This window comes from Mesorhizobium sp. B2-3-10 (assembly GCF_006442275.1).
Lineage (GTDB): Bacteria > Pseudomonadota > Alphaproteobacteria > Rhizobiales > Rhizobiaceae > Mesorhizobium > Mesorhizobium australicum.
In genome coordinates this window covers 86,837-100,425 of sequence record NZ_VFVT01000004.1, presented here as the reverse complement: position 1 = coordinate 100,425, position 13,589 = coordinate 86,837, and the positions used below count along the sequence as shown (strand labels likewise).

Below are 13,589 nucleotides of genomic sequence, written 5' to 3'. Positions count from 1 at the left end.
CTCCGCCATTGAGCGACTGGGACTATCGGCCAACGTCAGAAGGGAAGCGCATTTGAACCTTGAGCCAGGATCCTCTTCGTCCTCATGCTCGTGCTGCCGCATTGGCGACCACAAAGACTGCGTAGAGTGACTGGCGCGCGGTGATGAACAGGCGGTTGCGCTTGGCGCCGCCGAAGGTCAGGTTCGCCACCGTCTCTGGGATGCGGATCTTGCCGATCAGCGTGCCGTCGGGATCGAGGCAGTGGATGCCGTCGCCAGCGCCCGCCCAGATGCGGCCCGCTGTGTCCACGCGGAACCCGTCGAACAGGCCGGCCGTGCAAGTTGCGAAAACGCCGAGTTCCCCGAGCGTCGCATCTTCGACGGCGAACTTGCGGATGTGCCGCGGCCCGTCCTTCTGGTGCGTGATGCCGGTGTCGCCGACATAGAGGATGGCCTCGTCCGGCGAGAAGGCGAGACCGTTTGGCTTGGCCATCGTCGAGACGACCCGCGCCACCTCGCCCGTTAGGGGGTCGGCGCGGTAGACGTGGCAGCCCTCGATCTCCTGCTCGGAGCGGTCGCCCTCATAGTCGGTCGCGATGCCATAGGGCGGATCGGAAAACCACACAGTGCCGTCCGAGCGCACCACCACGTCGTTTGGCGAGTTCAGCCGCTTGCCTTCGAAACGGTCGGCGATCACCGTGATCGATCCGTCATGCTCGGTGCGGGTGACGCGTCGCGCGCGATGCTCGCAGGTGACCAGCCGCCCTTCCGTGTCGACTGTGTTGCCGTTGGCGTTGCTGGAGGGCGCACGAAACACTGAGACCACGCCGTTGGTATCGTCGTATCGCATGATGCGGTCGTTCGGGATGTCCGAGAAAACCAGATACCGCCCGGCCGCGAACCATGCCGGACCTTCCAGCCAGCGCCCGCCCGTCCACAGCCGCTCGACCGCCACATGGCCGACGAAACAGCTCTCGAACCGCTCGTCGAGAACCTCGAAGCCAGTGCCCTCTATGTCTCCGAACATGCCTCATCCTCTGCGAAACCGGAGCTATCGATAGCCTTCGGGGCGAGCCATTTTCAAGACTTGACCCGCAAAAATGTTAGCGATAACATCAGTGCCAATTCAGATCCGTTTGTTTGGCTTGGGAGGGCCATGGATGCGGCCCAAGCTCATAGAATTCATCGACATCTCCAAGCGCTTCGGGGGCACGCTGGCGTTGAAGTCGGTCTCGCTCGACATCCACGAGGGTGAGATCGTTGCGCTGCTGGGCGAGAACGGCGCCGGCAAATCGACTCTTATCAAGACGTTGGCCGGCATCTACAAGCGCGACCAGGGCGCGATCCGCTTTCGCGGCGAGGACTATCATCACCGCCCGCCTCGCCCCAACCTGCCGCAAAAGGTCGCCTTCATCCATCAGGATCTCGGCCTCATCGAATGGATGACGGTGGCCGAGAATGTCGGCATGGCGCAGGGTTTCTCGCGCCGCTCGGGCCTGATCGACTGGCGCGACACCGAGCGTCGTGCCGAGAGCGCCCTGGCCCTGGTCGGCTGCGCCTTCGATCCGGCGACGCGCGTCCAGGATCTTTCGCGCACCGAGAAATCGCTGGTTGCCATCGCCCGCGCGCTCGCTACCGAAGCCGACGTGCTGGTGCTCGACGAGCCGACGGCAAGCTTGCCCGCGGATGAGGTCGAACGCCTGTTCCAGGCACTGCGACCGTTGCGCGAGCGCGGCGTCGGCATGATCTATGTCTCGCACCGCCTGGATGAAGTGTTCCGCATTGCCGATCGGGTCGCCGTCATGCGGGACGGCCGCATGGTGGCGGTCAAGCCGGTCGCCGAGACGACGCCGCAGGAACTGGTCGATCTCATCGTCGGCCGCCCGGCGCACCAGATGTTCGCCAAGTCGCGCTGGCAGGACGGACCCGAGCGGCTGAAGGTCGAGGATTTGCGCTGCGGCAATGTCGGACCGGTCCACTTCGAGGCGCGGTCTGGCGAACTTCTGGGACTGGTTGGCCTGCGTGGTGCTGGACAGGAGGCCGTCGGCCGCGCGCTGTTTGGCGCCGAGCCTTTCGACGGCACTGTATTACTCGACGGCAAACGCCTCGACCTGTCCTCGGTCGGTGCGGCCCTTGCCGCCGGTGTCGGCTTGATTGCGCGCGACCGCACCGAGGAGTCGGTAGCGCTGTCGCTGTCCGTGCGCGAAAACATGTATCTCAATCCGTCCGCCGTCGGCCGCGGGCTTTTCTCCTTCATGACGCCGGCGCGGGAAAGCGAACTGACGCAGGAGCTCGGTACCCGGCTCGGGCTGCGGCCGAACGACCCGCACCTGCCGATCGAGGCGCTTTCCGGCGGTAACCAGCAGAAGGTGGTCGTCGGCCGCTGGCTGGCGACGGGTCGCAAGCTGCTGATCGCCGAGGATCCGACGGCGGGTGTCGATGTCGGCGCCAAGGCCGAAATCTATCGGCTGATCGCGGCAGCTGTCGAAGCCGGACTGGCGGTCGTCGTCGTTTCCACCGATTTCGAGGAAGTAGCGCATATCTGCCATCGCGCGCTCGTCTTCTCGCACAACCGCATCGTGCGCGAACTGGCCGGCGATGCCTTGACGACTGCTACGCTTATCCATGCCGCCTCCGTGTCCGAAGCCGCCTGAGGAGTATCCATGAACTCGATCAAATCGACGGCGCTGGAGCCGACCCGCTCGGAACTCTCAGGGCTCAGCCTTGGCCAGAAGGCGGCGCGCTACCTGCCGGTCTACGGCCTGCCGATCCTGACGCTGCTGCTCATCCTGCTGTTCTCGCTGCTCCTGCCGCGCACCTTCCCGACGCTGCTGAATTTGCGTTCCATCGTCTCCGACAAGGCGATCATCGCCTTGCTGTCGCTGGCGGCGATGATCCCCATGGCCTCGGGCCGCATCGACCTGACGGTCGGCTACGGCATCGTGCTCTGGCATATCCTGGCCATCAGCCTGCAGACCGCCTTCGGCATCCCCTGGCCGATCGCGGTGCTGATCGTCCTGCTGCTCGGCGTCGTGACCGGCTTCATCAACGGCCTGCTGGTCGAGGTGGCACGCATCGATTCCTTCATCGCCACGCTCGGCACCGGCACCGTGCTCTATGCACTCGCCATGTGGTACACGGGCGGCCGGCAGGTTGTCGGCGTGCTTCCCGAAGGCTTCCTCGCCCTCAACGGGACGATGCTGTTCGGCCTGCCGATCACTGGCTACTACGTGATCGTCCTGGCACTGGTGATGTGGCTTGTGCTCGAATACATGCCGATCGGCCGCTACCTCTACGCTATCGGTGCCAATCCCAAGGCTGCAGCGCTCAACGGCATACCGGTGCAGAAATTCGTCATGGGCGCGTTCGTCGCCTCGGGCGCGCTGACGGCGCTTGGCGGCGTGCTGCTCGCCTCCAAGCTCCGCATCGGGCAGGCCAGCGTCGGCCTTGAATATCTGTTGCCGGCGCTGGTCGGCGCCTTCCTGGGATCGACCACCATCAAACCCGGCCGCGTCAATGTCTGGGGCACGATCATCGGCGTCGTCATCCTCGCCGCCGGCATTTCCGGCATCCAGCAGTTCGGTGGCTCGTTCTGGGTCGAGCCGCTCTTCAACGGCGTCACCTTGCTCGTGGCGATCGGCATCGCCGGCTACGCGCAGCGCCGCCGCGGCGCTGTCGTGCCGCCGCCATCCACCGGCCAATCACCCGCGCACCAACCAACAAAGAAAACCGACAATGCTTAATGGGAGAAGAAACATGCATCGCAGAACAGTCCTTCAGCTCGGCGTCGCCTGCCTGGCGCTCAGTATCGCCTCGACCGCCCGGGCCGACCCGATGGCCGACGCCAAGGCAGTGGTCGGCAAATATGCCAGTAAGGTCGACAAATGGGATGGCCCGACGACCGGACCGAAGGGCGCGGCCGGCAAGACGATCGTGGTGCTTGGCGCCGACATGAAGAACGGCGGCATCCTTGGCGTCACCAAGGGCGTCGAGGAAGCAGCGGCAGCCCTCGGCTGGACCGTCAAGACACTTGACGGCGCCGGCTCCATCGGCGGCCGCACCGCGGCCTTCGGCCAAGCGCTGGCGCTCAATCCCGACGGCATTATTATCAACGGGTTCGATGCCGTCGAGCAGAAGCCGGCGCTGGAGCAGGCCAGGGCGGCCAAGATTCCGATGGCGGCATGGCATGCGGCGCCGACGGTCGGTCCGATCGACGATCTCGGCATCATCGCCAACGTCTCGACCGATCCGATGGAAGTGTCGAAGGCTGCCGCCGACTGGGCTTTTGTCGACGCCAAGGGCAAGCCCGGCGTCATCATCTTCACCGACTCGACCTACCAGATCGCCATCGCCAAGGCCGACCGCATGAAGAAGGAAATCGAGGATCTCGGCGGCACAGTGCTCGAATATGTCGACACGCCAATCGCCGAGACCTCGCAACGCATGCCGCAGCTCACCACCTCGCTGCTGCAGAAATACGGCGACCAGTGGACTCACTCATTGGCGATCAACGACCTCTATTTCGACTTCATGGGACCGTCACTGGCGGCGGCCGGAAAGTCCGGCACCGACGCGCCGATCAACGTGGCGGCAGGCGACGGTTCCGAATCGGCTTACCAGCGCATCCGCTCCGGCCAGTTCCAGAAGGTGACGGTTGCCGAACCCCTGAACCTGCAAGGTTGGCAGCTCGTCGATGAGCTCAACCGCGCCATGGCCGGCGATAAATGGTCCGGCTACATCTCGCCGCTGCATGTTGTGACGTCGGACAATGTCGAATTCGACGGCGGGCCGGATAACCGGTTCGATCCGGGCAACGGCTACCGCGACCAGTACAAGAAGATCTGGGGCAAATAGGCGCCGACGAGTACCTCTGCCAACGGGCAGGACGGTCAACGGCCGGCGGGAAAACCGCCGGCCGTTCTGTTTTGCCCAGTCTCAGGCCGTATGACGCGCGATCACCTTCGGCGTCATGCCGACGACCACCCGGTCGTCAGGCGCCCGGCGCCCGTTGAGCAGGTCGAGCACGAGTTCGGCGACACGGATGCCGATCTCATGCGCCTCGACATCGATCGTGGTGATCGAAGGCACCGACTGTTCGGCGAGGTCATAGGCGCCGAAACCGGCAATCGCGACGTCGTCGGGAACGCGGATGCCGCGCCTCACGCATTCCATCAGCGCGCCGAAAGCCGAAAGATCCGACACGCACATCACGGCTTGCGTGTCCGGCCAGCGCGAGATCATCTCGACCATGGCGGTGGCGCCCTCGCGCATCGATATCGGCGGCACGCCGGAGGCAATGATGCGCGAGCCATCGAGGCCGCGTTCCTGCAGGGCCGCGACGAAGCCGCGCCGGCGATCGAGGCCACGCGTGTCGCGCGACGTGTCGCCGCCGATGAAGCCGAGCCTCGAGTAGCCACGCTGAATGAAATGATCGACCATCAGCCGTCCGGCCGCGGCGTTGGAGAAGCCGACGACGTGACCGATCGGATCGTCCGGCAGGTCCCAGGTCTCCACCACCGGCACGCCGGCATTCTCCAGCATCTTGCGGCAGCGCGGCGTGTGCCGGCCGCCGGCGACGATGATTGCTTCCGGCCGCCGCCTCAGCAGTTGGCCGACCAGGCGCTCCTCCTCCTCGACATTGTAGTCGGTGAAGCCAAGCAGGATCTCCAGCCCGCTGTCACGCAGGCCCTCGGTCATGCCGCGCACCGTGTCGGCGAAGTTGGCGTTGTTGATCGAAGGGATCGTCACCGCGACGAAACCGGAGCGGCGCGACGACAGGTTGGCGGCGATACTGTCGAAGACATAGCCGAGCTCTTCCGCCGCCTGCAGGATGCGGTCGCGCGTGTCGGTGCTCACCGACGCGTCGCTCTTGAAGGCGCGCGACACCGTCATCGTCGAGACGTTGGCGCGATGCGCGACGTCGGCCATGGTTGGGCGTTTGGGCGGAGGCTGCATCGCCGTACGTTATCGATATCACTGCGGAATGCAACGCGCCGCGATGCTTATGAAAAGGCGATCTGAACCTTCATCGCCCGGCTGCGGTCATTGGCAAGTTCGAAGCCGGACAAGGCCTCGTCGCAGGCCACGGTGTGGGTGATCAGCGGCTTGACGTCGATCAGTCCCTTGCGCATCAGCTCGACCCCGACGGCGAATTCGGGGTGGAAGCGGAACGACCCGTTGATGGACAGTTCCTTGGCGGTGACCACCGACATAGGCAATGCCATCTCCGCACCACCAAGGCCGAGCTGAACGATCGTGCCGCGCGGCCGCAGCGCCGCGATGCCTTGCGCCAGCGCCGCCGCCGCCCCCGAGCATTCATAGAGGATGTCGAACGTCCCCTTGTCGGCGAGATAGGGCGCCAGCCCTTCCGGATCGGTTTTTGTGTTGATGGTCTTGTCGGCGCCGGCGCGCATTGCCATCGCCAGGGTGAAATCGGTGATGTCGACCGCGACGATCTCGGCAGCGCCCGCCCGCCGCGCGCTGAGGATCGACAAGAGGCCGATCGGTCCGCAGCCGGTCACCAGCACGCGCTTGCCGAGTATTTCGCCGGCCCGGCGTGTGGCGTGGAGACAAACCGCCAGCGGTTCGGCCATCGCCGCCTCGCCGGCGCTCAATCCGTCGGCCGGGACGCATTGCAGCGCGTCCGCCACTAGCATTTCGCGGAACGCACCCTGGATGTGCGGAAACGGCATGGCGCTGCCGTAGAAGCGCATGTTGAGGCACTGGTTGTGCATCCCTTCGCGGCAGTAGCGGCAGCTGTAGCAGGGCCGCGACGGCGACACCGCGACCAGTTGGCCGGGCTTGAGCCCGCTGACGCCAGAACCCAGCTTTTCGATGACGCCGGACACCTCGTGGCCGAGAATCATCGGCTCCTTCAGGCGCACCGTTCCGAAGCCGCCATGATTGTAGTAGTGCAGATCGCTGCCGCAGATGCCGCCGGCGGCGAGACGCACCAGCACCTGGCCCGGGCCCGGCGCCTCGACCGGACGGTCCTCGATGCGCAGGTCCTTGGCGGCGTGGATGACGATCGACTTCATGGTCAGCGAACTCCTCGGGCAATTCCAGGAACAATGTGCAGCGGTTTTCCGTCCGAATCTGCGTGAGACAAGCCTAGAGCACCGGCGTGAGCAATGGCTGGCCGGCGAAATGGGCGGCAAGATTGTCGCGCACCAGTTTGCCCATCGCCTTGCGCGTTTCGATGGTGCCCGACGCATGGTGCGGCTGCAGCAGCACATTGTCGAGCGCCAGGAAGCGCGGATTGAGCTTCGGCTCGCCTTCGAACACGTCGAGCGCGGCGGAGCCGAGCACCTTCGTCTCGAGCGCATCGAGCAACGCGTCCTCGTCGATGTTGGAGGCGCGCGAGATGTTGATCAGCATGCCGTCCTCGCCGAGCGCCGCGAGCACATCCTTGTTGACGATGTGGCGCGTCGCGGCCGATGCGGCAAGCGTCACGAACAGGAAATCCGAACGCCTGGCCAGTGCGTCCGGATCGGCGACGAATTCCCAATCCGGGGCGAAATCCTTCGGCGCGACGTCGCTGTAGGCAATGTCCATGTCGAAGCCGGCGAGACGCTTGGCTACCTCGTAGCCGATGCGGCCGAGTCCAAGCACGCCGGCCCGCCGGCCCCAGACGCGGCGCTTGAGCGGGTAGAGCCCCTTCGCCGCCCAGCTGCCGTCGCGCACCCACCGTTCGGCACCGATCATGCCGCGCGACTGGCACAGCATCATGGCGATGCCGAGATCGGCGACGTCGTTGGTCAGCACGTCCGGCGTGTTGGTGACCCGCACGCCTCGCTCCCGGCATGCCGCGAGATCGACCGCATCGAAACCGACGCCGTAGACGGAAACAACCTCAAGCGAAGGGCACGCCTCGATCATGGCGCGGTTCGCGCCGAGTTCGCCGCGCGTGGCTATGCCGCGCACTTGCGGCCCGATCCCGGCGAGGAAAGCCTGCTTGTCGTCGGCCGCGAAATAGCGGTGCACCGTGAAGGCTTCGTTGAGCGGCTCCTCGTCCCATGCCGGATAGGGTCCAACCTGAAGGATGTGAGGCCGCTGCATCGCTATTCTCTCCACTTGACTTGACAGATGATGTTATCGATAACATAAGACGCTCAGCGACGAGAGGCAATCGGAAAATGTCATCCAATCTGTTCAATCTCGGCGGGCGCACCGCGCTCGTGACCGGCTCCTCTCAGGGCATCGGATTTGCTTTGGCCAAAGGGCTGGCCGAGGCCGGCGCCAGAGTGGTGCTCAACGGCCGTGACGAGGCGAAGCTCACGGTTGCGGCTGGGCAGATTCCAGGCGCTGCGACGCTTGCCTTCGACGCGACCGACCACGACGCCGTCAGGGCCGCAATCGACGCCTTCGAGCAAGCCAGCGAGCCGATCGACGTTCTCGTCAACAATGCCGGCATGCAGTTCCGCACGCCGCTGGAGGATTTTCCCGCCGATGCGTTCGAACGCCTGCTGCAGACCAATGTCGCCAGCGTCTTCCATGTCGGCCAGGCGGTGGCCCGGCACATGATCAAGCGCGGTCGCGGCAAGATCATCAACATCGCCAGCGTGCAGACCGCGCTCGCCCGGCCGAGCATCGCGCCCTACACGGCGACCAAGGGCGCCGTCGGCAATTTGACCAAGGGCATGGCGACCGACTGGGCCAGGCACGGCCTGCAATGCAATGCGATCGCGCCCGGCTATTTCGACACGCCGCTCAACGCGGCACTCGTCGCCGACCCGGCCTTCAGCGCATGGCTCGAAAAGCGCACCCCGGCCGGCCGCTGGGGCAAGGTCGAGGAGCTGGTCGGCGCCTGCGTCTTCCTGGCCTCCGACGCATCATCCTTTGTCAACGGACACATTCTCTATGTCGATGGCGGCATCACAGCTTCGATCTGACGGGCCGCCGCGCATGGTGGTCATGGGCGTTACCGGTTCGGGCAAGACGACGATCGGCGTGGCGCTGGCCCGCGCTATTTCCGCGACATTCGTGGACGGTGACCAACTCCACCCTGAGGCCAACATCGCCAAGATGAGCGCCGGCATTCCGCTGGACGATGCCGACCGGTGGCCATGGCTGTCCAAGGTGGGCGAAACGCTGCGGCTAGGGCCCGCGCCGGTCATCGTCGGCTGCTCGGCGCTGAAGCGCGCCTATCGCGATTTCATCGCCGAGCAGGCGGGCGCGCCGGTGCTGTTCATCCATCTCGACGGCTCGCGCGAGCTGATCTCGAAGCGCATGCATGAGCGCACCGGCCACTTCATGCCGGCCAGCCTGCTCGACAGCCAGTTCGCGACACTGGAAGTGCCGGGCAAGGACGAGAATGCGATCGCCGTGCCGATCGACGCGCCGCTCGACGAGATTGTTGCGGACATAACAGCGAAATTCGGGGAGCGACCATCATGACCAACGCAGTCGCCTTGATCGGCGCCGGCGCCATGGGCGGGGCAATCGGCGAACGCCTGCTCGCCACCGGCAACCGCCTTTTCGTGTTCGATCTCGACAAGGCCAAGGTTGAGGTGCTGCTCACCAAAGGCGCGACCGCCATGGCGAGCGCGGCCGAGGCCGCCGGCGCGTCCGACTACGTGATCCTTAGCCTTAATTCGGCGGCGATCGTGCGCCGCGCCGTGTTCGGCGATGCCGGCGTGGCGGCTGGGGCGAAGCCCGGTACGCTGATCATCGACATGTCGTCCATCGACCCCGACGCGACGCGCCAACTCGCCGCTGACGTCAGCGAGAAGGGTTTACGCTGGGTCGACAGTCCGCTGTCTGGCGGCGCGCCCAAGGCGCTGACCGGAGAATTGACGCTGATGGCCGGCGGCGAAGCCGAGGACGTGGCCGACGCCTACAAGGTGCTGCGCCACGTCGCCACCAATTACACGCATATGGGCCCGGCCGGAGCGGGGCAGACGACCAAGCTGATCAATCAGGTGCTGTGCGCGCTGAACTTCATGGCTGTCGCCGAAGCGACCAAGCTGGCGCTCGACGCCGGCGTCGACGCGCTCAAGATCCCGCAGGCGCTGAAAGGCGGCCGCGCCGACAGCGCCATCCTGCAGGAATACCTGCCGCGCTTCGCCACCCGCGACTACCGGCGAACCGGCCGCATCGACAACATGGTGAAGGACCTCAACGCCGCCCAGGACCTGGCGCGGCGCACGCACACCGCAATGCCGCTGACGGCCGTCTGCGCCGAGGTGCACCGGCTATTGACGGCCGCAGGGCTGGGCGGCGAGGACCAGGCGGCACTGATGGAATTTTTCCAACGCAAGGATGAGGAACCGAGCAGATGATCACGCGCTATGCGTTCTTTGAAGGCAAAGTGAAGGAAGGTCAGATCGAAGCGTTCCGCAAGGACGTGATTGAGACGGTTCTGCCGAAGTGGAAGGCTTTCCCGGGCGCGCTCGACGTTCGAGTCAGCTTCGCGGAAAAACGCGACGATGGTGCGCCTGAATTTCCGATGATCCTGGCGATCAACTACCCAGATATGGCGGCCGTCGACGCGGCTTTGGCCAGCCCCGCACGCGCTGAATCGCGTGCCGCGACAGAGGCTGTGTTGTCCAGGTACTTCGAGGGTCGCATTCACCACCACGTCACCATCGCCAACGAGTTTTCATTGGCCGGAGATTGACGAATCTTAGGACATGTATCTGGCCCACTGCACTTCCCATTCATCGTTCTGCTCGAGCAGGATTGTGCCGACGAGGCGCACGATCGCATCGTCGTTCGGGAAGATTCCGACGACCTCGGTGCGCTGCTTGATCTCGCCGTTGAGACGCTGTGGCGTCCGGAATTATCTGTCGCAGTCCGGAATTTAGTCAAGGCGTCGCTGTCGCGCGCAAGTGCCTACGCTGAGATTCTGACGTCATCTGTCTCAAGGGGTTGTGGGGGAAGTACAGAGCCGTATCTTGGCCGATAAGGCTGCTGCTTTGGTTTACCAATCCTGGGGTTTGGGTTGACCAATTGGTTGCCGACCGCAAGCGGGTTTACCAATAAGGGCGGTTATATTCTATGCGAATCCAATCACTTAATGCCAATCCAGAATTAACTGTCATTGGGGCCATTGGCAAACTCGATGTTAGGGTCGGAACCCCCCTACCCTCAGCCAGAAAAACTCTTCTTTTCAATCACATAGTTCACCCGCCGCCGACCCATATTTCCGGACTGGTAAACCCCGTGAAATGCCAAATAATTCCGGACATCACACCAGTGTGCCGTCCGGAATTATCTGTCGCTGTCCGGAATTAAGCCGGGCTGCGGAGGTCGTCTGCGGCGGCGTTTCGGCGCTCGTGTAGAAGCCTGAGCACATCGCTGCCGCACGACATGCCGCGAAGCGTGGTCTCTATCCGGGGAAGACGAATGCTGCCGAAGCCGCTGGTCCCGGCAGCGCAATTCTGGAGGAGATGGCAAAGCGCGCGAAGGGAGGTGTTCTCACCGTAGATAACTATCGCTTCGTAGGCGTCGGCTCCCTCAACGTTGTGTTCCTCGCCGATCCTCACGCAGTCCTCCCGCGTCGGCTGCCCGATCTCGAAACGCATGCCGATACGGCTTTCGATCTGATCCACAGCGTGGGTATCACGCCTCGTGGCCGCTAACCGATGAGTATTGCCGGCGAGCAGTAAGGCGAAGCCGCAGCGCTCCTGAAGATGCAGCAGCTCCCGCAAAACAGTGGGTGTGAAGTTCTGATATTCGTCCACCAGTAACGGACGCGTCGGGCCGTATCGGGCGCCCAAAAAATTCATGCAATCCTTCGCAAGATCGTATGTGTGCTTGCTGTCGCTTTGGACGCCGTAGGCATCATGCAGCATCAGGAACATCGGCCTGATAGCCTTGGTATGCTGCGCAACCTCACAATAGGCAGCGCCGCTTTGCGCCGCTATCCAGTTGAGCGCTACAGTCTTTCCGACTCCGGCTTTGCCGACCGCGAGCACCGGATATCGCCTCTTGACCGCCGTATCGAATGCAGCCCGTACGGTGAACGCGGCGCGGGTTTCGATAAACGTCATCCGACGATCCTCTTCGCCAAGTCCATCTGAACGGCTATGCGCTCGTCTTGTTCGCGTCGGCGCTCTTCGGAGGTCGAAGCCCCCTTCGGCATTACGATCCGCGCCGGCCGCTTCGCCGGATGGTAAGAGACGATGCCGACAGGCTCGTTGGGGACCGTGTCAGGCTGGGCTTCGCCGCGTGCGATCAGGCGTGCAGCCACGTCGATATCAGGCGCTGACCGATCGAGATCACGCACCGCCTGCCGATGCACCCTTGCGCGTTCGGCTGATGCTTTTGCGCCGCGCTTGTCGAGCGGATGGAATTCGACATCGGGAGAGGCTATGCCGACTCGTTCACCATGCCGGTCAAGCAACAGCAACTCGGCCGGTGTGTGATAGGCCGGCACACGGACCCAAATCTTCTCGTACTGGTAAGCTTGCAATTCCGGGCATGTCCAATGACGGCCACCGACCGATATCGCACCCTGAACAACCGACCGCTCTTCGGTTCGCGCACATGCCGCGCGCACTTCATCGCGGCTCATCGCAGTCGGCGCCCATCCCGCCTCGACGTGTTTGCGGTATGTGGCTTCAGGTGAGAGACCTTTGAGCGCGCTCTTCTTGCCCTGTGCAGTGTAATTATAGGTGCGCACAAAGCCTTCTATGGCTGGCACCACATCTTCGAACGCGCCGAACGGAGCGACCGTCCTGCCGATCGCCTCCTGCTTCTTGCTCATTCGGTTGCCGCCGATGTGGCCGCGCGCCGTGCTGAAATAGCGCGTCTCCAAGTCACCGAATAAACGCTCAATCGGCTTTGCGGAGGCGTTGTAGGGCAAAGCATTGATGACGTGGGTTGATCGGGACGGGCCATGGAAGCCCGGCACGGTAAGCTGCATGGCATCGTCCAGAAAGGCGGCGAAGCCGAATTCTTTGCCGTTGTCGAAATAGAGCGACTGCGGCATGCCCCACGCTTCGATCATGGCTGCGAAGACTTCGATCACGTCGCGGTTTTGCACGCCGCCGCGCTTTTCGAAAAAGATCAGCCCGATCCAGAGGCGCTGCGTCGCCCAGTCTAAGAAGCCGATCAGTCTAGCAGTGGCGACTGTGCCGTCAGGACGAGTGAGGTGAATGTCCACAGGGTGAACATCGCCTACCACCAACTCCATCGGCTGCATGCCGGCGAGGGTGCGACGGATGCGCGGCCGGCGATCATCATAGGCCTTATGGTCGCGCTTAAACCGGTGGACGTTTCGGAAGTGGAGCTCCGCCGAGACGAGTTCGGTTGGGATAGAACAAGCGCGCTCCAGCACGTTGGGATCGCCGGGACGGAAGCCCCAGGCCCGAGTCGCGTCGATCAGGAACTTCTCGGCTTCTTGCAGGGTGTGGCCCCACGACATGCCTCCTTTGAGCAGGCCGCGGATTTCCTGTTTTAGGTCCTCCGCGATTTTCGCCTTGGTGGGGGCGTCGAACGGGACGAGCCTGTCCCACTTCCGGCTTATGACGACACGCTTCTTGCCCTTGTCCGATCGACCATGCCGTCCGACCTTCATGCCTTCGTCAAAGCGTGCGGCATGACGCTGTAGCGTCCGCAGGGAATAGCTGACCGCCCTACCCTCCAGTTCCGCGTTGACTTGTCTG

13 protein-coding genes and 1 pseudogene are annotated in these 13,589 nt (G+C 63.9%); 7 read left to right on the top strand and 7 right to left on the bottom strand.

Going from position 1 to position 13,589, the window contains the following annotated elements; translation table 11 throughout:
• Positions 1-82: 82 nt before the first annotated feature.
• Entirely contained in the window at positions 83-1,006 is a 924-nt protein-coding gene (locus FJ943_RS13185) for an SMP-30/gluconolactonase/LRE family protein (RefSeq protein WP_140722063.1), read from the bottom strand.
• 133 nt (positions 1,007-1,139) lie between these two features.
• Here FJ943_RS13185 and FJ943_RS13180 point away from each other — a divergent pair, with 133 nt between their 5' ends.
• From FJ943_RS13180 to FJ943_RS13170, 3 genes are read left to right on the top strand one after another with little or no spacing between them, the layout of a single operon-like run.
• Positions 1,140-2,633: a sugar ABC transporter ATP-binding protein gene (locus tag FJ943_RS13180; protein ID WP_140663777.1), complete on the top strand. Its 1,494-nt coding sequence runs from the start codon at positions 1,140-1,142 to the stop codon at positions 2,631-2,633.
• 9 nt (positions 2,634-2,642) lie between these two features.
• The gene (locus tag FJ943_RS13175) at positions 2,643-3,722 is read left to right on the top strand and encodes an ABC transporter permease (RefSeq protein ID WP_140722061.1); all 1,080 of its coding nucleotides are present in this window, start codon (positions 2,643-2,645) and stop codon (positions 3,720-3,722) included.
• Positions 3,723-3,735: 13 nt separating this feature from the next.
• Positions 3,736-4,833 carry a substrate-binding domain-containing protein gene (locus tag FJ943_RS13170; RefSeq protein WP_140663781.1) on the top strand — a complete coding sequence of 366 codons (1,098 nt, stop codon included), beginning with the start codon at positions 3,736-3,738 and terminating at the stop codon, positions 4,831-4,833.
• Between the two features lie 81 nt (positions 4,834-4,914).
• Here FJ943_RS13170 and FJ943_RS13165 read toward each other — a convergent pair whose 3' ends face one another.
• From FJ943_RS13165 to FJ943_RS13155, 3 genes are all read right to left on the bottom strand, one after another.
• The gene (locus tag FJ943_RS13165; RefSeq protein ID WP_140663782.1) at positions 4,915-5,907 is read right to left on the bottom strand and encodes a LacI family DNA-binding transcriptional regulator; all 993 of its coding nucleotides are present in this window, start codon (positions 5,905-5,907) and stop codon (positions 4,915-4,917) included.
• 74 nt (positions 5,908-5,981) lie between these two features.
• Positions 5,982-7,016, bottom strand: a complete 1,035-nt coding sequence (locus tag FJ943_RS13160; RefSeq protein ID WP_140663784.1) for an L-idonate 5-dehydrogenase — start codon at positions 7,014-7,016, stop codon at positions 5,982-5,984.
• A gap of 73 nt (positions 7,017-7,089) precedes the next feature.
• The gene (locus tag FJ943_RS13155) at positions 7,090-8,037 is read right to left on the bottom strand and encodes a 2-hydroxyacid dehydrogenase (RefSeq protein ID WP_140722058.1); all 948 of its coding nucleotides are present in this window, start codon (positions 8,035-8,037) and stop codon (positions 7,090-7,092) included.
• A 77-nt stretch (positions 8,038-8,114) separates the two neighbouring features.
• Between FJ943_RS13155 and FJ943_RS13150 the strand changes: the two genes are divergently transcribed.
• Genes FJ943_RS13150 through FJ943_RS13135 form a run of 4 tightly spaced genes read left to right on the top strand, consistent with a single transcriptional unit; the run spans position 8,115 to position 10,597 of the window.
• Positions 8,115-8,870, top strand: a complete 756-nt coding sequence (locus tag FJ943_RS13150) for an SDR family oxidoreductase (protein ID WP_140663788.1) — start codon at positions 8,115-8,117, stop codon at positions 8,868-8,870.
• On the top strand, positions 8,839-9,375 hold the full coding sequence (locus FJ943_RS13145) for a gluconokinase (RefSeq protein WP_140663790.1): 537 nt from the start codon (positions 8,839-8,841) through the stop codon (positions 9,373-9,375). The genes FJ943_RS13150 and FJ943_RS13145 overlap by 32 nt, the downstream gene beginning before the upstream one ends.
• The gene (locus tag FJ943_RS13140) at positions 9,372-10,259 is read left to right on the top strand and encodes an NAD(P)-dependent oxidoreductase (protein ID WP_140663792.1); all 888 of its coding nucleotides are present in this window, start codon (positions 9,372-9,374) and stop codon (positions 10,257-10,259) included. The genes FJ943_RS13145 and FJ943_RS13140 overlap by 4 nt, the downstream gene beginning before the upstream one ends.
• Complete coding sequence (locus FJ943_RS13135) at positions 10,256-10,597, top strand: hypothetical protein (protein ID WP_140663793.1); 342 nt, start codon at positions 10,256-10,258, stop codon at positions 10,595-10,597. Before FJ943_RS13140 ends, FJ943_RS13135 begins: the two co-directional genes overlap by 4 nt.
• Positions 10,598-10,603: 6 nt before the next feature.
• Here FJ943_RS13135 and FJ943_RS13130 read toward each other — a convergent pair.
• From FJ943_RS13130 to FJ943_RS13120, 3 genes and pseudogenes are all read right to left on the bottom strand, one after another.
• A pseudogene (locus FJ943_RS13130) lies at positions 10,604-10,747 on the bottom strand (transposase); the annotation flags it as partial.
• Between the two features lie 463 nt (positions 10,748-11,210).
• Entirely contained in the window at positions 11,211-11,972 is a 762-nt protein-coding gene (locus FJ943_RS13125; RefSeq protein ID WP_140663795.1) for an ATP-binding protein, read from the bottom strand.
• Positions 11,969-13,501 (bottom strand): hypothetical protein, encoded by a 1,533-nt coding sequence (locus tag FJ943_RS13120; RefSeq protein ID WP_140722055.1) that lies wholly within the window; start codon positions 13,499-13,501, stop codon positions 11,969-11,971. The genes FJ943_RS13125 and FJ943_RS13120 overlap by 4 nt, the downstream gene beginning before the upstream one ends.
• Positions 13,502-13,589 lie beyond the last annotated feature (88 nt).

Excerpts from the sequence above, each read along its gene's own strand:
- FJ943_RS13185 (WP_140722063.1), bottom strand. The coding sequence starts at position 1,006 with ATGTTCGGAGACATAGAGGGCACTGGCTTCGAGGTTCTCGACGAGCGG.
- FJ943_RS13180 (WP_140663777.1), top strand. The coding sequence starts at position 1,140 with ATGCGGCCCAAGCTCATAGAATTCATCGACATCTCCAAGCGCTTCGGG.
- FJ943_RS13175 (WP_140722061.1), top strand. The coding sequence starts at position 2,643 with ATGAACTCGATCAAATCGACGGCGCTGGAGCCGACCCGCTCGGAACTC.
- FJ943_RS13170 (WP_140663781.1), top strand. The coding sequence starts at position 3,736 with ATGCATCGCAGAACAGTCCTTCAGCTCGGCGTCGCCTGCCTGGCGCTC.
- FJ943_RS13165 (WP_140663782.1), bottom strand. The coding sequence starts at position 5,907 with ATGGCCGACGTCGCGCATCGCGCCAACGTCTCGACGATGACGGTGTCG.
- FJ943_RS13160 (WP_140663784.1), bottom strand. The coding sequence starts at position 7,016 with ATGAAGTCGATCGTCATCCACGCCGCCAAGGACCTGCGCATCGAGGAC.
- FJ943_RS13155 (WP_140722058.1), bottom strand. The coding sequence starts at position 8,037 with ATGCAGCGGCCTCACATCCTTCAGGTTGGACCCTATCCGGCATGGGAC.
- FJ943_RS13150 (WP_140663788.1), top strand. The coding sequence starts at position 8,115 with ATGTCATCCAATCTGTTCAATCTCGGCGGGCGCACCGCGCTCGTGACC.
- FJ943_RS13145 (WP_140663790.1), top strand. The coding sequence starts at position 8,839 with ATGTCGATGGCGGCATCACAGCTTCGATCTGACGGGCCGCCGCGCATG.
- FJ943_RS13140 (WP_140663792.1), top strand. The coding sequence starts at position 9,372 with ATGACCAACGCAGTCGCCTTGATCGGCGCCGGCGCCATGGGCGGGGCA.
- FJ943_RS13135 (WP_140663793.1), top strand. The coding sequence starts at position 10,256 with ATGATCACGCGCTATGCGTTCTTTGAAGGCAAAGTGAAGGAAGGTCAG.
- FJ943_RS13125 (WP_140663795.1), bottom strand. The coding sequence starts at position 11,972 with ATGACGTTTATCGAAACCCGCGCCGCGTTCACCGTACGGGCTGCATTC.
- FJ943_RS13120 (WP_140722055.1), bottom strand. The coding sequence starts at position 13,501 with ATGAAGGTCGGACGGCATGGTCGATCGGACAAGGGCAAGAAGCGTGTC.